We start from the raw sequence: 23,993 nt of genomic DNA on the forward strand, positions 1-23,993 counted from the left end.
GAATCACTGTCGCTATCTGAGTCACTATCGGAGTCTGAGTCGCTATCGGAATCGGAGTCGCTGTCGGAGTCTGAGTCACTGTCGGAATCTGAGTCACTGTCGCTGTCAGAGTCACTATCAGAGTCTGAATCACTGTCGCTGTCAGAATCACTGTCTGAGTCAGAATCACTGTCTGAGTCGGAATCACTGTCGCTATCGGAATCACTATCAGAGTCTGAGTCACTGTCTGAGTCCGAGTCGCTGTCGGAATCGGAATCACTGTCGGAGTCTGAGTCGCTATCGGAATCTGAGTCACTGTCGCTATCTGAATCACTGTCAGAATCAGAATCGCTGTCAGAGTCCGAGTCGCTATCAGAATCTGAGTCGCTGTCGCTATCTGAATCACTGTCAGAGTCTGAGTCACTGTCGGAGTCCGAATCTCCTTCAGCCGCGATTGCCAAGTTTGCGTAACTTAACGCGTCGTTTGCTGCGCTAGAAGCCTTGTCTTTTGCTGCATGCGCTGCTGAAGCCGCAGTTTGTGCTTGCGAAGCATACTCTTTAGCTGCCGCATTGTCCCCTGCTGCTTCTGCTGACTTAGCGTTGCTATAATTATCTGCTGCCGTTGAGGCTGCTGATGATGCTTCGGATGCAGCTGTTGCGGCTGTCGATGCAGCAGTTTGGGCGTCGGCTGCATACGAAGCAGCTGATTTGTTATTTGCCGCATATTGATCAGCAACGTTAGCGTAGGAACTCGCAACTGCTGCATAATCGCCAGCAACTGCTGCTGCAGACGCTGCATCTGAGGCTGCTGTTTCGGCATCTTCAGAAGTTGTACCATTAACTGTCAATAACCCAGCACCCAGAGTGGTGGAATTTCCGCCAGAAGTAATCTTCAGGAAGTAGTATCCCGCCTGACTGGTCTTGATGTCGGATAACGAAAGTGTTGAGTTGGTTGCGCCGTCAATAGCCGTTTGCGTACCATCTTCAGTACTTGCAAAATACCATTGGTAAGTTGCCGTGTCAGAACTTGTCCCAGCATCAGTGGCTGGTGTCCATTCCAAATCATCCCCGGCATTAACCTTCTGATCATTCAGACCACTACCAACTGTGACCACTTTCGTTGCTTTATAAGTGGTTCCATCCGCATTGGTAATGATTGCCGTAATCGTCGTGGTACCCTTCGCGTCAGCAACAGTTGTCAACACACCAGATGAATCGATGGTAGCAACTGAAGTATTGCTACTCGTCCAAGTTACATTTCCAGTGGCACTAGATGGATTAGTGTTAGCAACGTAGTTCGTCACATCATTCGTGAAGACATAGCTATCACCACTAATCTCAATTCCAGTTGCTGGAATTTCACTATCGTAAATGTCAACTTCTGCGGTGTTGCTGTAAAGTGTGTCACCAATCAAACCATATGAGGACTTCACTTGGAAGATTAACGTTCCAGTAAAGTCTTTGTTCGTCTTGACCGTCAATGTTGTACTTAACGTTGAGGTTGTAATAAATCCACCGGTCTTGTCAGAAGGCGTGGCTGATTCAATATATCCTGCTTTCACAGCATTATCAGTGGTCATCCACTTACCATTTACCTGAACGTACCAAGTTCCTGAGGCCCCGAAGATGTTACCTAATCCAGCGACCTTAGATGTCGCCGTCAGTGAAATCGTGTTCCCAGCAACTGTCGTCGTCATTGGCGCTGGTTGTTGCGTGTAACCAGAACTTAACGTAATCCCCCAAAGTGTCGAGGCGTTCCCACTAGGCTTGCTCTGATAAGTGTTCGTCTTGTTTGAGTAGTTCACTGCATAACTAGCTGCAATCGTTGCATCAGATGCTGCGGCCGTTGCGACAACCGCGTAGGAAGCGGCTTCGGCAACTGAAGAATCGGCGGCAGCGGCATAAGAACTCGCTTCGACGAAATTACCCGCACTAACCGCTGAGGAAGCCAATGTCATGTAACTGGTAGCAGCTAAAGCCGCTTGATCACCATACGCAGCGTCCAACAAGGCCGATTGAGCATAGTAAGCTGCTTGAGCCACATAAGAAGCACCTAAGCTTGTGTTATTAGGCATTGCATTGGCTAAGGAGTTCGCTACAGATGATGCCGCGTTAGCTTCACTAGTCGCTGAGGATGTAATCGCAGCAGCTGAGGATGCTAAGGTCGTCGTGTTATCCAGTTGCGCATCGACAATGACTTTTGTTGCTGAACTAGCAGCTGTAGAAGCCGCGTTCAATGCATCCTTGGTGTAGGCTAAATTCGTTACCGCTTGGTCATACATCATTTCTGCTGTGTCGGCATCGCCTTCTGCAGCAGCCAACGCTGCCGTAGATGCTGCACTAGAAGCTGTTTGTGCTTGTGCCAATGCTTCAGCAGCGGCGGAGACAGCAGCTTCGTAATACTCGGTTGCTCCCGAGTTGAAGTCAACCGCTGAGGAATAGGCGTTAGTAGCATCGTTAGCATGAGAGCCAGCCACAGTCGCTAAACTCGCTGCCTCACTAGCTGCGGCCGCTGTTAATTCTGCATAGCTAGATGCCAAGTAATCATTGGCCTTCGCTTTTTCCAAAGCTGTGTTCACATGGCCCAATGCGGCATTTGCTGCTGAACTAGCCGTTGTGTTATATGAACTGGCTGTTGAAGCAGCGGCAGCGGCTTCTAAAGCATAAGAGCTAGCAGCCGAGTAATCTTTAGCCGCTTCAAAGGCAGCCGCGTTACTGTATGCGGTACTTGCTGCTGAGGCGGCACTCGTTGCATTAGCGGCATTAGTTGCCGCAACAGCTGCATCTGATTTCGCCATATTTGCATAAGAAGTTGCTGCGGCAATGCCATCAATGTTGGCTACTTCATAAGCATTCGAGATAGCACTGCTAGCATTAGACGCTGCAGCATTTGCCGCATCCGCATAACTTGCCGCTAAACTGGATGCGTTAGACGCTTGATCCGTGTAATCCCCATTTGCATCAGTGACTACAACTGTCAAAACGTTGGAGGCTGCCTTAAATGCTGTAGAACTTAGGACAACACTCTTCTTACCACTTACAACCGCTTGGAAATAGTATGTTCCCGCAACGTTCAACGTGAAGGTATTTGTCGTCTTAGTCTTAGTTCCGGTCGTCGTTTTCAATTGTGACCAGTTCGTACCGTCAGTAGAATATAACCACGTATAAGTCTGCGTTCCAGTCAAACCGTACAGAGCACCCAAATTACTAATTTCCGTAGTAATCGTGATCGTATCGCCTACTGACACAGCGTCTTCACTAATTGCAGTCGTCAATGTTGCCCCATCTTTATCAGTCTGCTCACCAGTAACGTGCGTATTGAATTTCTCTGCTAATGCTGCAGCTACCGCAGCGTCACTAGCTGCTGACGATGCGAGAGCGGCAGAACTGGCAGCTGCCTTAGCGTAGGAAGTTGCATCCTTAGCTGTAGAAGCATTGGCAGCATTCACCGCTGCCGTAGAAGCAGCTGCTGCTGCTGAAGCGGCGATTGTTGCTGAGCTGGCGGCATCGGCAGCGTACAGAACAGATTGGTCACCTTCATACTGTGCCGCCTCCGAAGCTGAACTACTAGCAGCCGTTGCATCAGAACTAGCATTGCTTGCACTGGCCGCTGCACTGTTCGCAATGTTTGAAATTGCTAACGTAGAAGCTTCCTCAGCCTTTGCCTGTGCAACGCTCGTAGCCGTCGTAGCTGTTTCCAAAGTCGTCACAGCTTCACTCGCTAAGCCATTAGCCGTTGACAGAGCACCCATCGCAGCGTTGTATTCCGTATCGTCCGTAGCAGTTGCAGCGGCTTCGGCGGCATTACTTGCCACCGTCCAAGCTTGCGCTGCTTTGGTAGCAGCATCGTTTAAGGCTGCAGCAGCACTGCTTGCTTCAGCTGCGGCACTGTTAGCTGCTGAGTAAGCTGATAACGCAGCAGAATTGGTTTTATCATATTGTGTTGCCGTGTAAGCACTACTTGCAGCAGCGGCAGCCGATGCAGCCAATTCATTGGCCGTGCTGGCAGCGGCGTTAATGCTGGTGCTAGCACTGCTGACCAAGTATACGATCTGTTGTGTTGCGGCGTTCCGTGTAGCCATCGCGGCAGAATCTGCCATTGATGCGTATGAGCTCACTTCAGCCGTGTACGACGTTGCCATAGACAATGCATTCACGTAAGCCATAGTGTTCGCGCCGACATCCCCGGCGGCACCCCCGGCGGCAATATCGATTGAAGCCTGAGAGTACATCGCAGCTAAACTATTATAGTGCTCAACAAATTCGTAAGCTTTTGCAGCTTCCTTGTAGGCACTCTGTGCGGCGCTGTTTGCCGTTTGAACGTCTAACGCATTTTGAGTTTCTACAACCGCTGCATAGCTACTTGCCGAACTAGCTGCGGACGAAGCAGCTGCTAAATTAGCAGCCGCTTCCGCATTCTCTTCAGCTGTACTATTATCATTGGCAGCACTTGATCCGACCGTAGCGCTTTCATAAGAAGGCGTTACAACTGCCTTTTTAGTAGTTGCGACCTTGGTTACCACTTTATTCACATTGGTGGTCAACGTCACATCTACTTTAGCCGTTGATGCCAAACTAGCAGCAGTGGCCGAATCGGTCACTGCACTTGCGGCACTTATGGCTTCAGCAGAAGTGCTCGTCGCACTAGTAGAACTCGCGGCACTTGAAGATGTTGTTTCTGAATGACTGCTAGTCGCAACTACTTCATCCTCTTGTACGGCAGTTGCCGCAGATGAAGCCGCGCTAGAAGTAGCTGAAGAATCCGCACCACTAGCTGAAGAGCTGGCGGCCTCAGATGTTGCTTCAGATGTATTAGTTGATGATGCGTTCGACTCTAGTTCATCCGCAGCCGCGCCTGCTGAGCTTGCTGCTGATGAAACAACCTGTGCATTACTACTGGTATCGGCTTGACTAGTGCTATCTGCACTTGCGGTCAATGATCCAGCCCCCAAAAGCGAAAATGATGCCAGTGCAGCGAAGACCCAGGTCTTCCCTACCTTGTACATCTTGTACCGCAGCTTGGGGTCGCCATTAAAAGCTTTATTCCGCATGAATTTCACTTTTAATCGTCCTCCTTAAGTTGTCTGTGAAATGTTGGCTGTAGACATGCCTCCCAGTTCCGCATCATGTCTACAGGTTTACAAGTTAAGTGTAATTGGTCTATACACTTTTCTACAATGAAGAGTCATACGTATAAACGAGTATCCCCTATGAACGAGCTCTTCAACAAAATCATTTTATCATAAATTTACTATGCACACTATTTTAAAGATAAAATTATCATTGGTCTATCTTAAAAAACGATAAAAATTGAAAATGTTCTAATTTTATAACAGCAACTTCTAATTTTAAGGATAACTGATTAACTGTCTATTTTTAGTGTTCATGAAAGATTTTTAACTGTTCGTGTCAGTTTATAAGTGCCGACATATCAGTACTTACAGTGATATGAACTATTGTTCATCTTGGAGGGGGGACTTTATATACAGCTGATACCATTAACGAATGCACTTTCGTTAGTTTCTTTTTTTATCTACTTTTATGATATTTTGATTAAAAAATCTGTATGGGTTGATGATTTTGTGCCTCTTTTACTGGCCATAAATCCATCAATAAAGCAAGCATATGATTCGCAAATATGGCAGTAAATCGTGTGCATCCGGTTGCATCAAAACGCCAATTTACTCACACTAATTAAAAAACGTAACATACAAACTACAGCTTCTTGATCAGCTGATAACCTACCCTATTCTTAATTCAAGAACAGACATCCCTTAAATAGGCGAATTCATTTGTTTTCACAAATGTTTACGTCATTTCAAGGTGCAATGAAATCGTTTGTAAGTGACCATTTGTAACTTCTTAAGTTTGCGGGTGATTTTTTCTCATCGCTGGCCACCTACCCCTTATTAGTTACATAGACAAACCAAAAGGACCCAACACTGGTATTCACCAATGCTGAGTCCCTATCTCACTATTTAGTTGAAAGTTGACCGTTATTATAAATGACGGTCATTTGTTGGCCACTCAAAACAGCAGCTCCTAATTTACGTGGATGCTGCCAACTGATTCCAGCCAATGCGACTGCCGCTGCATCCATCGGCGTGCTACGAATTCCTTTGCGATTAGCTGGCAACATGTTAGGCCCGGTCTCCCAGACACTCATGACCTCCGGCGTAATGTAGCCGATGGCCCCGGCATTCCCGCCAGTCTTGCCACCGCCTAACGTCGGGATACCCAGTGCGTGTCCCATCTCACGAATCAGCACTGCCTCACGGTTATTCTGATCCTCAGCCGCGGTGAATCCCTTCGTCTTCCAATTTGCCGGGTAGAATTTCATCCCCGTGCCATCGTACTGCTGACCACCAATGTATTTATCCTTACTCTTGGCATCATGGATAATCTCATCGCTGGCCTTCGCTTTATCGACAACCTGCACAATGTCATAACCAGCGACCCGATTCCAAAACGCAGCGGCATCCTTGACCATTGGCGTTGTCATCATCTTAGACTCGCTGTATATCTGTAAGATGCCATCGCTCCCCACAAAGTTTCGGATACTTTTACCATTCATTTTGTAAACGTGGCGGGTGGCAACTGCATCCAAACTATGATTACCCGTGTACTTTGTGCCATGGGTAATCTTGGTGAGCCGTTCGAGCTCTGACTGCTTATACGTTTTTAAATTGATGACGCCATCGACTGTATTCGTCGCCTTCGTCCGCTGATAATAGTGCGCATCGTCAGTCATCGAAGCATTCAACCGATTGAGCCCCATGAAGACACCCGCCACCACGAGTGCTAGGACTAACAGAATGGCCAGTCGTTTCGTTAATTTTGTCATGCTTCACTCCCCCGTGGAATTGTTGACGTTAATTTTCCGTGATTGTAGGTGACCGCAGCCGTTGGGGTCGTCAGCACCCAGCTAGCCAATTTACGCGGTCGTTGCCAGCTCAAACCAGCAAGGGCCAGTGCCGCCGCATCAACCGCCGTACTGCGCACACCCAAAGGATTACGCACCGGTCGCCACGGCGCCATGAACTCCGTCGTGATGATTCCTGAACTGGCCGCGTTCCCACCCAGTGGTCCGCCACCCAAGTGTGGAATGCCTAAGGCGTGGCCAATCTCATGAATCAGTGCCGCTTCCTGCCAATTCTTCTGATCCTTGGCTGAGAGGCCACTCAGGTGCCAATTTTGAGGAAAAAACACCAAGCCTTGGCCGTTGTAAGCCTGTCGTCCTAAGACACCACGCTGAATCTCATCGTCATGAATCACCTCATCGCTTAGCCGCTGACTGTCGACAACTTCAACGATTTGAGCACCTGCGATCTGATTCCAGTAAGCAGCCGCATCTCGAACCATTGCCGTCGTCATAAAATTAGATTTGTTGTACAGCTGCAGCACGCCATCCTGCCCAACAATGTTCGGAAGTGGCTTCCCCTCCAATTGATAGGCATACTTCGTCGCGGCCAGATCCAAGCTCGTATTGCCATGATATTGGCCGCCATGCGTTATCTGCGTCAACTTGGTCAGCTCTTCTTGGGAATAGTACCCTCGCGCAATGGTCCCACGATTATCGGTCTTCGTTCGCTGATAGTAGTGTCGGTTCGGACCGCCTACGACACGCTGCGTGACCTGATATCCCAAAAATCCAACGAGAATAATTCCCAAGATTACAGCCATCCAGATTCCTCCTGAACGATGCATGTGCACACCTCCTTAGATAGAAAAACCGCCCCAACAAAAAACGTTTTCGGCGGTTTCCCTTTACTTTAATCCGTTGTAACGGCGGTCTTATCTTGGGTCAGACTGGTAAAGTAGTCCAGCAGTTGTTGCCACTGTTCAAAAACAGCATCTTCGGAGTAACGCTTGGCATTCTCATACGCAGCATCACTGTATGCGCGCAGTTGCTCCCGGTCACTGAGCAACTCAATCAAGGCATCTGCTAATTGCTGTGGCTTGCCATTTTCCGTTAAGATCCCGGTCTCGCCATCCTGGATAATATCGCTAGGTCCATACTTCACGTCGTTAGCAACCATCGGTACCCCGTGAGATTGGGCTTCCAACAAGGTCAACGAGAAACCTTCTGCACGACTTGGCAGAACACCCAGTTGAGCACGGTCGTACACGGCGCCAATATCATGCGTGTACCCCTTGAAGCTGACAGCATCGGTCAGGCCAGCATCGACCACCTGTTGCTTGAATTTCTTTTCAATATCACCGTTGGCGTAACCCCAGAGTTCGAGGCGGGCATCCGGAAATTGTTGATGCACCTGCGCAAAGGCTTCAATAGAATGATTTTGCTGTTTTTCCGGTGCCAACCGAGCCACGTGCACGATCAGATTCTTCTGGCGTTTGTCGAACGCCTGGTGCTTGCGAGCAATCTCCTCGTCGGTCACATAACCAACGGGAATGGTAAATGCCGGAATTGCCGTCCCGAACCGGTCCACAATATCTTGCGATTGCTCTGGTGTTGCCGAAATTACGGCATCCCACTTGTCCCAATTATTTAACGCATTCGTATAGTTGTTATTCAGCGGCGAGTGTAACATATCACTGGGATCGCTGACGTGGTCGTTGTGCAGATGGAGCACCTTAAACGCCGACGTCTGCATGTGAAAGAGTGCCCAGTCACATTCCACAGTTCGGTCACAGATGAAGACGTTGGCTGTTGACTGCGCATTTAACTCATCATAGAAGAAACGCGTCAATTCATTCATCCCACTAAAGACCCAGTTACTCTGACGATAATTCAATACCCGCCAAGAAATGCAGGCCTTGCCAGCACGATTGAGGTAATGATTCTTTTCAATATGCACCAGGCCATCCGGCCCAAAGTACTGTTCCTGAGAAATCTTGCCTTCCCAGTCAAAGAGCTGCTCGAGACTCTTGAAGCCACGAACGTCCCACCAAACCATCTTAATGGTTCGGCCGTTAACGTCGAAGTATTGGACATTACTAATTTCCTCACTGTCCTTGCGGAAATAGATGATCATCATCATTTTCCCCTGGGCAAAGACCTGAAGCTGATTATCCTTCCGCGTTGTCGTCGTGTTTGCCGGTAAGGAGAAGTCATTCATGGCAAATGACTTGGCAACCACATCAACACTGCCACAGAAGAACTCAAACAAGTTCACAAAGTTTTCACGCGCAATACCTGCCTGCCGCAGGATGTTTGTGAGATCCATCGAGAAGACACGCGTCACGATTTTAGCTGGCACCTGATGCTTGTCAAACAGCCGTAACCGGTTGATTTCGGCTTGTTCGATTCCTGATTTTGAATATTGCATGTTGTCATTTAAAAAATAATACATTCCCGGACCTTCCTTTCTCAAGCCGCTACGTTAGGCTTTGAGCGCCTTCTGCCAACGATTCCAGACCTTCCGCCGCGTCCACTGTGTATGCGACTTCGCATAAGCAGCATCACTAAACGCCGTTAATTTGGCCGTATCAGTGAACAAGCCCACAATCTTCTCAGCCATCTGGAGGTTCTGCCCTGGATCAATCAGATAACCATCCTGGCCTTCCGTGATCAACTCAGCTGGACCATAGTTAAACCTGTAGCTGACAGCTGGAATCCCGTGCATCAGCGCTTCCATCATAGCCAGTGGTCCACCATCGGCCAGCGACATATTCGTCAGGACCTGATAATGATCATATTGCTCAGTTAAATTAGCATCGTAGTCCTTAAAAAAGACACTGCCGGTCAAGTTAAGCTCACCCGTGAGCTTCTTCATGTCCGTAACATACTGCGGATCGCCGTAGCCAAATAGCGTGAACGTGGCATCCGGCACCCGGTCCTTAACGAGCGCAAACATCCGCAATTGTTGATCAATCTGCTTATCTTGACCGATCCGGCCAACATACAGCAAGCTATGCGGTATCCGCTGTGCCGGTGCGACTTTCTCCGTTTCCTCCTTAGATAATGGTAGCGTCGTAACGGCTGGTATGGAGAAGACGTGTGCCTTTGGGAAACGCGTCGTCAGGTTTTCTGCTTGTTGAGAAGTTGCCGTGATAAAGCCATCAAAGTGGCCAAAATGCTCAAAGGCTGGTGCCAGGAAGCCATCCAACTCAGCATGTACGGGGTCATTCGGATTGACTGCGTGGTTGATTGGAATATAGAGATACTTCCGGGAGGCATCATTTAAGGACAACAATGGTTGAACCCCAGTACCTGGGCGGTCGACGATAAAGGTCGTCGTCTCACTGTCTTGATTACTCAATTCGTTTAAGAAGAAATTGAACAGGTCGTCCGCGTTCTGGAAGAAGCGGTCCCCCTCGCCGTGATAATCCTTCAAGATCATCCGTGAAGGCAACGGCTTGCCCTCTGTATCTTGGGCATAGTACTCTTCCAGCACCGTTTGCCCAGCTGGGGTGTAGTACCGCTGTAAAATTAATTTGCCATTCTGACCAAAGTACTGCGTCGCCGATTTAAATCCACGCCAATCCCAGAGATCGGTTCCAATCCGATTACCCTGTGGATCGAAGAATTCCTGATAGAAGACGCGGCCAATGGTGCCAGGAATAAACCCAACATTTCCCACCAAGCGGTCCCCGTCAGCGACACCACTAAAGTTGGCCCCAACGGTAACTTCATACTCGATTGGAATATTGATATTATCCGCAGTCACCACTTTGACATCCGTATAATCCGTAACCCCTTGGAAGTAATCGAACATGTTCACAACCTGATCGTCAGTTACCCCAAAATCACCAATCGTCCGATGAAGCAGACGGTCATAGATCTTCGTGACAATCTTTGCAGGTGCTTTGTAGTGGTTAAACAACTTAACCCGGTTCATCGCCGTATGCTCAACACTTGAATTTTTTTGCAGAATATACTCGTTGACAAAATAATACACAGTGCAACACTCTCCCATTCGTTTTGATTAATGGTTCCTGTATTCCTGATGTATGCGGTCTCATCAAAATGAGACGTTCGCATAGCGATTCATTCAATTATACCTAATTTCTTTTATAATTAAAACCAATTACTACTCAGCTCAAAAATTCATTTTGGCTGACTATTCAAAGATTGAACCAATTTTTCCCATTTTTCCATCGTTTTTGTCGGCGAATAGGCTTGTACTAATCGTTGTGCATTCCCCATGAAGGTCAGCTGGAGTTCCCTATCTGACAGGTATTCACGCATCTTTTCAACGAGCTGTTCCTGATCATTAACGGGGACCAAGAAGCCATTTTCACCGTCATGAATCATTTCATTTGGTCCATAGCGAATATCGTAACCAATCACGGGAATACCATAGCTTAATTCCTCAACGGTCGACAGTGAGAAGCCCTCTTCAACACTCGTCATCAGGGCTAAAGAAGCCTGTCGGTACTCATTAGTCAGGTCCTTCTGGAACCCTCTGAGGAAGACATAATCTCCTAAACTGTGTTCATTAATATACTTTTGAAGTTCATTTTTGATTTTATTCCCAAATCCTAATAAATGTAACTGAATGTCTGGAAATTCCGGAACGAGTGCTTCAACCGCCTTGACCTGATGCATGAGCTGCTTTTCCGGTGAGTACCGGGCCACACTAATAATCCGGTGCGGGTCCCGCCGCATCACATCGATCGGTTGGGCCGTCGCATACCCTACTGGAATCGTCGTAATTGGTGGCAGATTACTGAAACGCGCCAAAAGATCCGTCCGTTGTTGCTCGGTAGACACGACGATCCCGTTAAACCGCTCTGGATGCGCCAGGATATAATCGTAAATACCATGCTTGAGTGCCCCCGTCACAATGTCTTGGCCCACCCGAACATGGGTGCTGTGAAAGACTGGGCAAATTTTAATATCTGGTCGTGTCCGATCCAGAGCCGGCGCCATCTTCCCGTTGCGATCAGAGAAGAAAATATCGCCATCCTGAGCCAATTCATTGAAAAAGAAAGTCTGCAACTCTGTCTCATCATTAAAGTAGTAATCTCGCTGACCATAATTTTTCAGCGTTACCGACCGCAATACAGACTTCCCATCGACCTGCTTGCATTGTTTAATCATTTTAACTTGTTGGTCTGGACTGTAGTAAAGCTCCGTATTGACCTGATTGTTCTCAACCAATAGGCTCGTTCGACTCAAGAACCCCCTACTGTCATAAACATCCCGGCGAATCTTGTTGTGATCGTGATCAAAGTAATTAATGTAATCGACTTGACTATAATCCTTATCTAGAAAATGCGCATACATTAAAAACTGGCCATCCTCATTGTCGACCCGCACATCATACGTGTCTGGAACGTCCCGCAACTGGTAATGGCAGGTCATCTGCCAATAATGGCGCCAATCAAAATGCCCCACATCTTGATACTGACGACTTTCCTGAAAATAATCATACATGGAGAAGCCAACGCCTTGGAAACCAAACTTCTTTAAATGTTCATGCAACCGTGAGCCATACGCCAAATACACCAGAGCTGCCGGCATACCTGCCGTTTGAAACAAGTGCATCCGGTTAAACTGGGCCTTTTCAATGCCAGTCACCGCCGACCCCAAATTCATATCTACAAAATAATTCACGACACCCTCACCTCTTTACGCAAATGTTTCATTCGAACGTGCTTCAAAATGCCCATCTAAATGAAAGCACTTGCAATTCTATGATTATAACTTAAGCTAAATTCAATTGGCACGCAACTAATCCACCTCAAATCACCAACATCCGTTAGGGAAGTAAAGCGGCCTTACAAACGAAAAAGCCCCGTGCCATCAGTTTTCACCGTGACTCGGAACTTATTAGCTATCTAATATTATTATCATAAATCTCATGTTGAATCACCCGTGCCATATCACTCGGTAACGGCGCGTAGCACGTCACCCACTGCTGTATGAACGGTTCGTAAAAGGATAATCGCGCGCAGTGCAAAGCTTGGCGGTGAATCCACGGATTTGTGGTCGTACCGTACAGCCAGTCTCCCAGAAGCGGATGCCCGATCGACTCGCAATGCACGCGAATCTGGTGCGTCCGCCCCGTGTGAAGCTTGACCGCCAACAGACTAGCCGTCTGCGACTGGGCCACTACCCGAAGTTCGGTACTGGCTTGGCGCCCATCCGGTCGAACGGCTCGTTTAATAAACGAGCCCGCTGCTCGGCCAATCGGGGCAGTCACCATCTGATGACGCGGCGCCACGACGCCCGCGGCCACCGCTACGTAACGTTTGTCCAGCTGATGTAACTTCAACTGCTTGTCAAGAATCGAGTGGGCAAAATGGTGTTTGGCGAAGATCACGGCGCCACTGGTCTCGCGATCGAGCCGTGTCACAATATGGGTCACCGTGCTATCGGCCTTGATTGCCGTCAGGTGCCCTTTAACGCGATTAGCCAACGTATCATCCGGATAGAGGTGCGATGGCACAGACGCCATCCCAGCCGGCTTATTCACCACTAAAAAGTGGGGGTCCTCATAGAGAATCTCCAGCGGCGCAAACGACGTTGAAACGTGGTCGTTGGCCTGCTCGGGTGGCAACTGCAGCCCCACCGTTTGGCCGGGGTTAGCCATCGCAATAACGCGAACTTCCACGCCATCCAGCGTGACGATACCGCCATGGAATTTGACCTTCTTCAAGAACGTCCGAGTCACCCCGTGATCCATCAGAACCGTCCGCACGTGAATCGGACTAGTTCCCGTCACGCGCCACGAAAAGGCCGTCATCCGTTGTCCCTCCCGATAAAGGAAGACTCGACGCGCTGCCAGAAGTGGGTGTGCCGATATTCCGCAAAAGAAATTCGGTGCTGCGCAATCTGGTAGGTAATCGCCTTGATTGGCCGACCCTCAATACTCAGCTGATCGCACATCAAGACATTATTGGCCGAGCTCGCTGGTTCTACGCGAATCCACTCGTCGGCCGGCAAGATCAGTGGTGACCCCAGTGTTCTGAAGACAAGGTTGTTGATTGAGGCTATTTCTGCCATCTGAATGGCGTTAAACTGGGGACTCAATACGGCACCACCCACAGCCTTATTGTAGGCTGTCGATCCGGTTGGCGTCGAGATACACAGACCATCCCCTCGAAAACTTTCGAAAAATTCACCCTTGATGTAGACGTCGGCCACCATGGTCCCAGAGACCTTCTTAATCGTTGACTCATTCAGCGCCAAGGCCTTGTCGGGATGGGTACCGTCCGCATACTCCACCTTAATCGTGAGCAAGGGATAACTGACACTCTGACCATTGTCTTTGACCAGACTATCAATCAGCTCCTGAACTTCATAATCCCGCCAATCGGTATAGAACCCGAGATGACCCGTATGAATACCCACGAAACGTACCCGATCCAAGCGATCACTGTAGTGGTGAAAGGCCGATAACAGCGTCCCATCGCCGCCCACCGTAATCACGATGTCGGGGTCCAGACTGTCCAGCTCGATGCCTGCCGCCGTGAGTCCTTTTTTTAAAGCCGTCGCGACCTTCACCGAGGCCTGGCCGTTATTGCCATAAATGGAAACCTTCATTGCGTCAATCTTCCTTACTGTGAGGTGAGTCCGGAGAATCCCCACCAGCGCCATTTTTCGGCGTATAGTGTTGGGCTTCCTGAATCTCTTCTCGAATTTCGGACATTTCCGTGTCCAACTTGAAAGCGGCCTCCGCCGCTCGCTGGAGCCGTGCGCTCAGCTCTGTCGGGAAGTCACCTTGGTACTTATAATTCAATGAATGTTCAATCGTTGCCCAGAAATTCATGGCCAATGTCCGCACCTGAATCTCTGCTAAAATTTTCTTTTCTCCCGTGACCAATTGGACCGGATACTCAATCACAATGTGATAAGACCGGTAGCCACTGGGCTTTTCGTTATGGATGTAATCGCGTTCCTCAAGAATCGTCAGGTCCGTCCGCTGCCGAAGCAGGTCGACCACTTGGTAGATATCCTCAACAAATTGGCACATAATACGTAGTCCCGCAATGTCTTGCATATCTTGTTCCAAGCGTTCCTCGGCCACGTGCCGACGGGTCATCTTTTCCACGATACTGGGTACCGGTTTGACCCGTCCGGTAACAAACTCAATGGGCGGCCGCTGATTGCGATTCTCAAATTGCTTTCGGATACCGCGGAGCTTGACTTTCAGCTCACTCACGGCCTGTTGATAGGGCAATAAAAATTGATCCCAATTTGCTATCATGACGACTATCCCCCAACCTTTAATACACAGCTTACCTTTGAATTTTACCATAATTCAGCCGGAACCGAGACTAATTACTTGGTATCATCCCGTTAAATTTCAAAGTTCCTGCCAGTTTTGATTTCACGAGGCGTTTAGCTTTACCTCCGGCCAAAAATGTTGCATGATTAGGTTGCGTTTTAAACGGACGGGATTCACCTCAAACAAACGTTTGGATTGCTATTTTTTGAAAATTTGCTAAAGTAGTGCTATTGTTACTTTTTGTTTGACGACCCCTGTTGATCGTCAGACAGGATAGATATTAGGAGGAAGCAATGTGTTAGAAGTCTATTTGTTCGTCAACCCCCTGGGCGCGCGTTGTATGCGTTCAGAACAGAATATTATGCGGTTGGCCGACCATTTAAATAGCAAGGTGTCGTTTCAATTCGTCCCGCTGCTAAATCAACAAATCATTGAACAGGCCTTGCCCGCACGGCCCACGTTGGCCCAACGCAACGCCTACTTCAACGTTTACTACCAGGCTATTTTAGCCTATAAAGCAGCCCTCTTTCAGGGCAAACGTAAGGGACGGAAATTCCTACTCGACATGCAAACGGCCGTTGTCAGTGACCACCAAAAGTTCTCACAGGACTTGGCAGTGGAAGTGGCGAAGGACTGTCGCTTAGACCTCGACATGTTCACGGAAGACTGCGACTCCGACTTGGCGAAACAAGCCTTTAAGACGGATCAAAAGCTCGCAGCCGAAATGAAGATTCAACAGTCTTCATCTGCAGTTATCTTCAATTGTGACGTTTCCCAATGTGGGTTACTCTTAAACGATGTGACTTACGACTCCCTGTGCGATGTCTGCGAGAGTCAGGGTGTAGCTACGCGAGAAATGTTAATGGCTGAACCTAATTACCCCAAAAATGACCAAGCCAATTCAACATCATTGGGTGCTTTTCCACCGCATCTGCGGGTGTTATAAATCGTTTTACAGCAAGGCTCACGTGCAATCGCGTGAGCCTTTTTGTATGGATTACGGGGGCCCTAAAAAAGTGACACAATATTCTCCCCTTGTTTCATCCAGTATGGTATGATTGACCCAACTATTTTGGATTTTTAAAGGGGAACGCTTATGACAACTGCCATCGTTACCGATACTGCGTCTTATCTCACTGCCGACCAAATCGCACAAAACCCGATAACGGTCTTGCCCATCACGGTCATTCTCGGTGGGCAACAGTATCCCGAGTCAGAACTAAGTCCACAAACTTTCTACGATTATTTAAAAACCGATAATGAACTGCCAACGACTGCACAGGTCTCCCTGGGGCAGATTGAGGATGCCTACGACGAGCTGGCTCGTCAGGGCGTCGATGAAATCATCTCGATTCACCTCTCCAGCGGGATCACCTCGTTTCTCAGCAATCTAAAGATGTTCTGCCGGACCTATACCAAGGCGAAAATCTACCCGGTGGATTCCCTAGTCGCCAGTGCCGGCGAAGCTAATCTTTGCCTGTTGGCGGGTAAGCTGATCAAAGCCGGCCAGACCGCCGAACAGATTATTCCCCAGCTGACCGCCCTCCGCGATACACAACAGGTCTACTTCGCCGTGGATAACCTGAGTCATTTAGCGCGAACCGGGCGATTGAGTAATCGGTCAGCCATGATTGGCAACCTCCTCAACATCAAACCACTCCTGACGTTCGACGACACTGGTAAGATTATTGCCATCGACAAGGAACGGACGATGCGTAAGGCTTTTGGCTTCATCACCGACCACCTGACCGCCCGTCTGCAGGAAGTTGATTACCCGCTCCATGCAACGGTCATCGACGCTAATAACGAAGAGACCGCCCTCCGGTGGCAACAGGCCTTGCACGAGCAGTTCCCGCAAGTTCGTGTCTCACGAAGCGCGTTAGGCCCTGCCATTAGCGTGCATACCGGTGAAAAGACGATGGGTGTACTGTGGCAACAGGATTGGCAATCGATTTAACCTTACAGATCATACGCGTAACCAAAAAAGCTGGCGTCATCACCGCATATTGTGCAGCGATGACACCAGCTTTCTTTCATTGCAGATTGTTTACGACAGTCATGCAAGTCTTCATTAGTTTTACTTCTTCAACTCACGGGCTAATTTACTAAATTCAGCTAGCCGTTCGTCAAAGGTCTTGAATGCCGTCTCCAGGTAATCTGGCTTGGTCATGTCGACCCCAGCCTTCTGCATCACTTCAATTGGTAAGGCGGAGCTCCCGGACTTCAGGTAGTTCAGGTAGGCATCGCGCTTAGTGGCATCCCCACTCAGAATGCGTTGTGCCAGCGTGGTTGCGGCCGCAAAACCAGTGGAATACTGGTAAACGTAGTAGTCGTAGTAGAAATGTGGAATCCGCGTCCATTCGTCGGCAATCTGTGGATCGGAAATCACCCCGTCACCATAGTAGCGTTGATTCAGGTCGCCGTAAAACTTACTCATGAAGTCTGCGGTCAATGTTTCACCGGCAGCCGCCTGTTGGTGAATGTAGTCTTCGAATTCGGCAAATTGCGTTTGACGGTAGACCGTCCCCTTGAAGCCATCCAGATAATGGTTCAAGACGTAAGCTCTGACTTGTGGGTCGGTTTGCGTCTTTAACAGGTAATCCGTTAAGAGGTTTTCGTTAGTCGTCGAGGCAATTTCCGCCACGAAGATCGAGTAATCCCCGTATTGGTAAGGTTGATTAGTCCGCGTATAGTGGCTGTGCATGCTGTGACCCATTTCATGAACCAGCGTGAACAGGCTTTCCAGGCTATCCTGCCAGTTCAGAAGGATGTAAGGCTTGGTGTCATACATCCCACCTGAATAGGCCCCAGTCCGCTTGCCCTTGTTTTCGACCACGTCAATTGCACGGCCATCAAACATCTTCTGTACGTTGGCCACGTAATCTGGTCCCAGCACACTCAGTGCCTTGAGTGCTTCCTGCTGCGCTTCTGGATAGGTATACGACAGGCTGGGTTCCCCCGTAATCGGCGTATACAGGTCATACATGTGGAGCTCAGGCAAGCCCAGAATCTCCTTACGTAGGTTCACGTACTTGTGTAGAGAATCCAAGTGGTCATTGACCGTCTTGACCAGCGTGTCGTAAACGACAGCGGGCACGTTGTTACTACTCATTGCAGCTTCACGGGCACTGCCGTAATGCCGGACCTCAGCACTGAAATTATGCGTTTTAACCTCGCTGGACAGCGTGCTGGCAAATGTATGCCGGAATTGTTGATAGACGCTGTACAGAGCCTTAAAAGCCTGCTCACGAACCTTGGGTTGGGTTGATTGCAGTAAGACGCCATATAACCCCTCGGAAAGCTGAACATCATTCCCTGCTTCGTCTTGAACTACTGGGAACTTCAGGTCGGCATCGCTCAGTACACTGTAAGTCTTGGCAGAAGCGCCAAAGATATCGCTGGCACCGGCCAGTAGTTTTTCCTCAGCGGCAGACAACGTGTGATCACGTTGTTCGCCTAAGACATCGAAGAAGTGTTGGTATTCAGTCAGCCGTGGTTCGGCGTCAATCAGCGCTTGTAAGGCAACCTGTGGTAAGGCGAGCACTTCTGGTTCGTACCAGGAAGTTGCCGCAGCTACTGTTGCAACTAGGCTTTCGGCCTGGCCGGACAGGGCTTGTGCATTGGCGTCACTGGTATCTTGATCGTTTTTAAGGGAGGCGTACACGTACACCTTTTCCAGCTGGCGATTAAGGTCAAAAATTGCAGCGGTCACTTCGTAAAGGTCGCCTGCACTTTCTGCGAGTTGACCTTGCTTAGTTGCCACTTGCTTGGCTTGCGCCTTGATTGCGGCAACGGCCTGCTTAAAGGCCGCGTCATCGGCATAAATTGGGGTCAGGTCCCAGGTCAAAGCCTCGGGAACTGCCGCGCGTTCGGGAATTTGTTTCATTTTCCTAATCCTCCTTTAATTTTTGCATAACAATAGTTTACCACTTTTGTTGGGAGAGTTGGGTATTGGGTCTTTATTTATTCTCATCATTTTCTCACAGTCACTAAGCTTCCCCCGCCCATTTCGGTCGCCGACAAATCTGCCAGTTCTCTTCAATTGGTCGTAAATAGCCTAGCCCCATTAAATCCGCTAGCAAACTACGTCGCGCCTTAAGCAACGCCTCATCCGCTGAAAACCAGACAGCCTGTTGATGGCCACCCACCGTTTTAAAGCTTCTCACCACCAGGAAATCCATCGTGGCCCCTGTGATCCGTAGCACCGGCAACGCAAATAATTGGGCCATCATCAACGCACGCCACAACAAGAGTCCCTGTCCAAAGACTGGCAACGTAATCGTTGTCGTCATCAAAAAATCGGGAACGTCCAAGATGTGATGGCCCGTGGGATACAGAACCTCTTGGATGGCTAACACTGCAGGCCGCTTTGTCTGTAAGTCACGCGCCAATCGAGAGCGCCATTGCGGATAATCCAAAACGAGTTTAGGCAATGGTAGCTGATTACCGGCAACTAATTCTCCAATATTTAGCAACCAGGTTGTCCGACGATGATAGTTGCCGAGCGCATCTTGATAAAGGTGGTGATCGATTCGCATCCGCTGACGCTGAACATCCCAAAACAGGAGGCACAGCCCCCACCCACGCAGTCGCGTGGCGAAGCGTTCAATTAGCGACCACCCTAGTTTTTGTTTGCCGTAGCGACTCCCTAAGATCCAAAAGGGATACACCTTCAGCTTTTGATAGCCCCTGGTTCGCCCCAAGACCTGGCTCGTCATGATTGGACTGCATTGAAACTCGATAGCGATTGGACACTTCTTTTCTCGTTCCACCCAACAGTCTGCGCGCTGCTGAATGTCTGGTAGAATTCGCTCTAAAGACACCACGCCCCATGACTCGAAAAACGTCATGAGTTGGCGCTTGCCTCTCAGATGTTGTTGTGTCTCACCCTCACTAAAAATTGTACAGGCTTCCCTAGGACGATGGGCAAAGTACGGCTGCACGTGCGTCCCATGGTGCAAGGTTACCCGTTGCTGACAAGTGGGACAGCAGTAGTCTTGTAGCCGTTCGGCATATGCCGCATCAATCAACTTCCCTTTCAGTAGCGCAATCAACATGGTCGCCATCCCCTTTACTCTTTAACTCCGTAAAAAGGGCCGAAATATATTTTATTTCTGAAATTTATTTCAAAAAAGAGTCCGCGCGAACAAACACCGGCGTCATCACCGCTGTTTGCCCCCACGGGCTCTCACATTTAATCTTTCGTTTCAGTTGGGAAGTGGGCAATCACTTGGTAGATTGGCCCCTTCGCCGAGAATTTTTGTTCGTATTCTGTCTGAATGTCCTCCACATCATCCGTAGCGGCGTGCAGATCGAGCCAGACCCCATCGAAGACCAAGCCGAAGTTGTTCAAGCTCCCTAAGGAGTATTCGAACAAGCCCCGGTTATCGGTCTTAAATTGAATCGACCCTTCAGGCTGTAAGACATCGGCGTAGTGTGCCAGAAAGACTGGCGATGTCAGTCGACGTTTGGCGTGACGTGACTTAGGCCATGGATCGGAGAAGTTCAGGTACAGACCGGCAATTTCGCCCGCTGCAAAGAACGTGTTGACTGCCTCACCATCCGTGTGGACCAATTGAATGTTGGTCAGTTCGCTAGCAACGACCTTCTTCAAGGCAGCCGCAATCACGGAAAACTGGATTTCAATCCCAATAAAGTTTCGATCGGGATGGGCCTTCGCCATTTCAACGATGAACTGACCCTTCCCCGTCCCAATTTCAACGTACAAGGGCTGTTCCTTAGGGAAACGGCTCTGCCACTTACCCTTCAATGGTTCTGGTTCTTCAACTAGTCGTTCAGTGTGTTCGGCCACATAATCCTTGGCCCACGGTTTATTACGCACACGCAATGTCCAATTCCTCCTTCAATCACAACGGCGGGCGCAAGGTCCTTCCTCGCTCCCGCCGACGCTTAGTCCGTCACTGACTCTCTCGTCAGTTTTTCTAGTAAGATTAAATGTTGATTCATAATTTGAAAACGCTGTTGATGGTAGCTGTCGGCAATCACCGTCAAGCAGTGAATCCGTGCATACCAGTTGACCCGCGCCGTTAAATCAGACGTGATCTTTTCGCCGTAGTCCTGTAACCAGCGTTGCCACTCTTCCAGTGGCACGTACTCACAGAGCAAGGCCCCCAGATCGTAAGCGGGGTCAGCAAACGTTGCCGCATCCCAATCGACCAGGTACAGCCGTCGCCGGTCAGACAACAGCCAATTCTTATGATTTAAATCACCATGACATACTTCGTAATGCGTCTTGGGCAGTTGTGGTTGCTCAGCTTGTAGCGCTGCAAATGCCGATTGAATCAGCGGATGACGCCGTAAGTCAGCGGCTAAGGCTGGCTGTAAGCGAGTTAACAACTGGGCGGGCGTGGTAAATCGTCCGCCGACTTTTAATAACATATCATGAAGTAGGTGAGAATGATGAACCCGATGTAAGAGCCGAGCGACCCGCTGTTCGCGCATTTCCTCGCGATGCAACGTGCGACCGTTCAGCCATTCTTGAGCCGTCATGACATCCCCACTGGCAAGCCGCTTCGTCCACACCAACCGGGGTGTGATGCCCTCCATCGAGAGCGCGGCAAGAAATGGTGACGCATTTTGTTTTAAGAACACTTTTTGTGACGCCTTCGTCCCCATATACGCTGTACCGGTATTCCCGCCCAGCGGATATAGACTCCAGCCATCACTGATATCCAGTGCCATGGTCACCCCTCCTCGATTTGTCAGCTATTATTAATTCTATGGGGAAACGGAAGCCACGTCAAGCCCTATTTTCAATCGAACGCGCTAACCGCTGGGGTGTATAGATTCTGGCGAGATACCAAACTTCTACCACCTCGACCAGTAACGTCACCCCGGCCGTCATCAGGTGTGGATTGGCCACCACGACCACGAGCCACAGAAGCAAGGCAGCCACACTCAGAATCAAAGTGATCAGCGTCACGAAGCTCTTTAAGCGCTGTGCCGGCAGGATCGGATAGACGTGAGTGAATACAACGTCATCGTACTGCTGGAAGAATGGGAGCAATTGAAAGCCAATCAGGTAGATGAACAGTGCGGCGAGAATCACAGGCAGCCATTCGCCCCGCACAAAGTACAGGAGAAGCATCCCAATCACGGTCAGCCGAACGACTAATCCACTGAATTCACTCCCCCGCACCATGCCACGGCTGTAGAGGTACAGGTAAAACTTATCGTGACGTGGCTTAATCAGCTTGAATAGGCCATCGAGATAACGCCGCCGCTTGATAGTTCCAGACAGCATTGGCACTTCCGTAAACATGTTGAAGAACCGGTAGATGCCTAGCATCCGATTATCTTCAATCTTAATCTGCTCGCGCCAGCGAATCTGTTGCTTCTGCCAGTGCTGCGCAAACCAGACAGCCACAGCAATATCGAGAATCAAGGCTAAGCCAACGGCAACCAGTGGCAGTGTCCACAGTCCGGCTGCCAGCACAATGATGCTCAGTAGCCACTTGAACTCCCAGCGATTCATCCGCGTTTGCCCCGTCACCTGATAGGCACTCGCTAAGTCTAAGCGGAGCAGCGCATCCTTTAAGATGATCTGCGCCAGCCCCAATTCAACCAAGCTCAGTACTGGCCAAGCCATGGTCACACTCATAAATGGTGCCAATAAGAAAACGGCAATCACCTGAGTAGCCTGCGCCAACCCCTGGCTGTACCGCCGTGCGGCCACCAGATAGGCGTGCATCGCCCGTTCCTTTGGCAAGAGGAAGACGCGGTCGGCATCCTCGATCAACGTTGCGAACCGGCCAATTTGCGCCACAATGACCAACACCAGCAGTGCCACGACGGGCGCCCACCAGTAACCGGTCTTCAGCGTCTTTAACATATTTGAATAACCGTACCCTAACCCACCCAATAAGAAGAGCAAGGCAAAGACAAAGAAATCATTGAACACCAACCGCAAATACTTCGCCATTTCCCGGAGATGGCGCTGCAGCCGGGTCTTAAATAAACCGGTCATGCGCGATCGACCTTCGTCATAGAAAGGTAAATGTCGTTCAGCGATTCCCCCGCTTCGGGAAGAGCGGCTTGTAACTCACTGAGGGTGCCTTCGGTCTTGACCTGGCCATCATGTAACAGGACGAAGCGGTCACAGTACCGTTGGGCCGTGTCCAACACGTGGGTCGACATCAGAATGCTAGCGCCCTTCTTCTTCCGATCCTCAATCAGATTTAACAGGTCGTTAACAGCCAATGGGTCCAGTCCCAAGAAGGGTTCATCAATAATAAACAGCTTAGCCTGCGTCAAAAAGGCACAGACAATCATGACCTTTTGCTTCATCCCCTTGGAGAAGTTCGCGGGGAACCAGTCTAACTTATTATCCAGCCGGAAGGTCTTCAACAACTCGTGAGCCGTTGCCCAGGCTTGATCATGGTCCAAGTCATAGGCCATCATGGTCACTTCCAAATGTTCCCGCAGCGTCAATTCTTGGTACAACACTGGCGTTTCAGGGATGTAGGCAATCTGTTGCTTGTACGCCTGACTATCCTGATCGATGGTGACACCGTTAAGCGTAATCGTCCCTTTGTGGGGCGTTAATAACCCAATAACATGATTGATCGTCGTTGATTTACCGGCACCGTTTAGCCCGATCAAACCAACCAATTCGCCGTCCTTAACGTCAAAACTAATGTCCTTTAAGACGGGAATCTGGGAGTACCCCCCCACAACGTGGCTAACTTCTAAAGCCATAAACATTCCCTCATTTCTTGACCGCCTGTTGTTAGCTGGACAGTCTTTAATTTTTTCTAAATTTAGTTACCTCAAATTTAATTACCGCGCTTTAGAATACAGTGTCTCAGTACGCCGGCAATTGCTAAAATCATTGCAACGGTAATGACTGAATCA

At 49.3% G+C, this 23,993-nt stretch carries 17 protein-coding genes; 2 read left to right on the top strand and 15 right to left on the bottom strand.

Annotated features, from left to right (window positions below):
- The 9 genes from EKM73_RS00765 to EKM73_RS00805 all read right to left on the bottom strand — a co-directional run.
- A partial coding sequence (locus tag EKM73_RS00765; RefSeq protein ID WP_225421238.1) for a KxYKxGKxW signal peptide domain-containing protein occupies positions 1-5,030 on the bottom strand: 5,030 nt, incomplete at its 3' end.
- Between the two features lie 923 nt (positions 5,031-5,953).
- Entirely contained in the window at positions 5,954-6,823 is an 870-nt protein-coding gene (locus EKM73_RS00770) for a hypothetical protein (RefSeq protein ID WP_125700105.1), read from the bottom strand.
- A complete protein-coding gene (locus EKM73_RS00775) occupies positions 6,820-7,686 on the bottom strand; it encodes a zinc metalloprotease (protein WP_125700106.1) in 867 nt (288 codons plus the stop codon). Before EKM73_RS00775 ends, EKM73_RS00770 begins: the two co-directional genes overlap by 4 nt.
- Before the next feature lie 65 nt (positions 7,687-7,751).
- Positions 7,752-9,293, bottom strand: a complete 1,542-nt coding sequence (locus EKM73_RS00780; protein WP_125700107.1) for a glycosyltransferase family 4 protein — start codon at positions 9,291-9,293, stop codon at positions 7,752-7,754.
- Positions 9,294-9,323: 30 nt separating this feature from the next.
- Positions 9,324-10,841 (bottom strand): accessory Sec system glycosyltransferase Asp1, encoded by a 1,518-nt coding sequence (gene asp1 / locus EKM73_RS00785; RefSeq protein ID WP_125700108.1) that lies wholly within the window; start codon positions 10,839-10,841, stop codon positions 9,324-9,326.
- 149 nt (positions 10,842-10,990) lie between these two features.
- Positions 10,991-12,502, bottom strand: coding sequence for a glycosyltransferase (locus EKM73_RS00790; RefSeq protein WP_125700109.1), 1,512 nt, complete (start codon positions 12,500-12,502; stop codon positions 10,991-10,993).
- A gap of 220 nt (positions 12,503-12,722) precedes the next feature.
- Positions 12,723-13,634: an RluA family pseudouridine synthase gene (locus EKM73_RS00795; RefSeq protein WP_125700110.1), complete on the bottom strand. Its 912-nt coding sequence runs from the start codon at positions 13,632-13,634 to the stop codon at positions 12,723-12,725.
- Positions 13,631-14,434, bottom strand: coding sequence for an NAD kinase (locus EKM73_RS00800; RefSeq protein WP_125700111.1), 804 nt, complete (start codon positions 14,432-14,434; stop codon positions 13,631-13,633). The genes EKM73_RS00795 and EKM73_RS00800 overlap by 4 nt, the downstream gene beginning before the upstream one ends.
- Before the next feature lie 4 nt (positions 14,435-14,438).
- Positions 14,439-15,098, bottom strand: a complete 660-nt coding sequence (locus tag EKM73_RS00805) for a GTP pyrophosphokinase (RefSeq protein ID WP_125700112.1) — start codon at positions 15,096-15,098, stop codon at positions 14,439-14,441.
- A gap of 316 nt (positions 15,099-15,414) precedes the next feature.
- Here EKM73_RS00805 and EKM73_RS00810 point away from each other — a divergent pair, with 316 nt between their 5' ends.
- On the top strand, positions 15,415-16,065 hold the full coding sequence (locus EKM73_RS00810; RefSeq protein WP_125700113.1) for a DsbA family protein: 651 nt from the start codon (positions 15,415-15,417) through the stop codon (positions 16,063-16,065).
- Between the two features lie 150 nt (positions 16,066-16,215).
- Complete coding sequence (locus tag EKM73_RS00815) at positions 16,216-17,076, top strand: DegV family protein (RefSeq protein WP_125700114.1); 861 nt, start codon at positions 16,216-16,218, stop codon at positions 17,074-17,076.
- Positions 17,077-17,196: 120 nt separating this feature from the next.
- Here the strand turns inward: EKM73_RS00815 and pepF are convergent, their stop codons facing one another.
- The 6 genes from pepF to EKM73_RS00845 all read right to left on the bottom strand — a co-directional run bounded on the left by pepF (position 17,197) and on the right by EKM73_RS00845 (position 23,837).
- On the bottom strand, positions 17,197-19,005 hold the full coding sequence (gene pepF, locus EKM73_RS00820) for an oligoendopeptidase F (RefSeq protein WP_125700115.1): 1,809 nt from the start codon (positions 19,003-19,005) through the stop codon (positions 17,197-17,199).
- Positions 19,006-19,108: 103 nt separating this feature from the next.
- Positions 19,109-20,185: a competence protein CoiA gene (locus EKM73_RS00825; protein WP_225421236.1), complete on the bottom strand. Its 1,077-nt coding sequence runs from the start codon at positions 20,183-20,185 to the stop codon at positions 19,109-19,111.
- Positions 20,186-20,313: 128 nt separating this feature from the next.
- Positions 20,314-20,967, bottom strand: a complete 654-nt coding sequence (trmB, locus tag EKM73_RS00830) for a tRNA (guanosine(46)-N7)-methyltransferase TrmB (protein WP_125700116.1) — start codon at positions 20,965-20,967, stop codon at positions 20,314-20,316.
- A gap of 62 nt (positions 20,968-21,029) precedes the next feature.
- Positions 21,030-21,821 carry a phosphotransferase family protein gene (locus EKM73_RS00835; RefSeq protein WP_125700117.1) on the bottom strand — a complete coding sequence of 264 codons (792 nt, stop codon included), beginning with the start codon at positions 21,819-21,821 and terminating at the stop codon, positions 21,030-21,032.
- 58 nt (positions 21,822-21,879) lie between these two features.
- Positions 21,880-23,106 carry an ABC transporter permease gene (locus tag EKM73_RS00840; RefSeq protein WP_125700118.1) on the bottom strand — a complete coding sequence of 409 codons (1,227 nt, stop codon included), beginning with the start codon at positions 23,104-23,106 and terminating at the stop codon, positions 21,880-21,882.
- Positions 23,103-23,837: an ABC transporter ATP-binding protein gene (locus EKM73_RS00845; protein ID WP_125700119.1), complete on the bottom strand. Its 735-nt coding sequence runs from the start codon at positions 23,835-23,837 to the stop codon at positions 23,103-23,105. Before EKM73_RS00845 ends, EKM73_RS00840 begins: the two co-directional genes overlap by 4 nt.
- Between the last annotated feature and the right edge of the window lie 156 nt (positions 23,838-23,993).

Source organism: Levilactobacillus fuyuanensis, from assembly GCF_003946395.1.
GTDB classification, from domain to species: domain Bacteria; phylum Bacillota; class Bacilli; order Lactobacillales; family Lactobacillaceae; genus Levilactobacillus; species Levilactobacillus fuyuanensis.

What these genes read in the sequence shown, in the direction of transcription:
- EKM73_RS00795 (WP_125700110.1), bottom strand. Translation starts at nt 13,634, where the DNA reads ATGACGGCCTTTTCGTGGCGCGTGACGGGAACTAGTCCGATTCACGTG.
- EKM73_RS00770 (WP_125700105.1), bottom strand. Translation starts at nt 6,823, where the DNA reads ATGACAAAATTAACGAAACGACTGGCCATTCTGTTAGTCCTAGCACTC.
- EKM73_RS00845 (WP_125700119.1), bottom strand. Translation starts at nt 23,837, where the DNA reads ATGGCTTTAGAAGTTAGCCACGTTGTGGGGGGGTACTCCCAGATTCCC.
- EKM73_RS00825 (WP_225421236.1), bottom strand. Translation starts at nt 20,185, where the DNA reads ATGGCGACCATGTTGATTGCGCTACTGAAAGGGAAGTTGATTGATGCG.
- EKM73_RS00835 (WP_125700117.1), bottom strand. Translation starts at nt 21,821, where the DNA reads ATGGCACTGGATATCAGTGATGGCTGGAGTCTATATCCGCTGGGCGGG.
- EKM73_RS00840 (WP_125700118.1), bottom strand. Translation starts at nt 23,106, where the DNA reads ATGACCGGTTTATTTAAGACCCGGCTGCAGCGCCATCTCCGGGAAATG.
- EKM73_RS00800 (WP_125700111.1), bottom strand. Translation starts at nt 14,434, where the DNA reads ATGAAGGTTTCCATTTATGGCAATAACGGCCAGGCCTCGGTGAAGGTC.
- EKM73_RS00805 (WP_125700112.1), bottom strand. Translation starts at nt 15,098, where the DNA reads ATGATAGCAAATTGGGATCAATTTTTATTGCCCTATCAACAGGCCGTG.
- EKM73_RS00775 (WP_125700106.1), bottom strand. Translation starts at nt 7,686, where the DNA reads ATGCATCGTTCAGGAGGAATCTGGATGGCTGTAATCTTGGGAATTATT.
- EKM73_RS00780 (WP_125700107.1), bottom strand. Translation starts at nt 9,293, where the DNA reads ATGTATTATTTTTTAAATGACAACATGCAATATTCAAAATCAGGAATC.
- pepF (WP_125700115.1), bottom strand. Translation starts at nt 19,005, where the DNA reads ATGAAACAAATTCCCGAACGCGCGGCAGTTCCCGAGGCTTTGACCTGG.
- EKM73_RS00815 (WP_125700114.1), top strand. Translation starts at nt 16,216, where the DNA reads ATGACAACTGCCATCGTTACCGATACTGCGTCTTATCTCACTGCCGAC.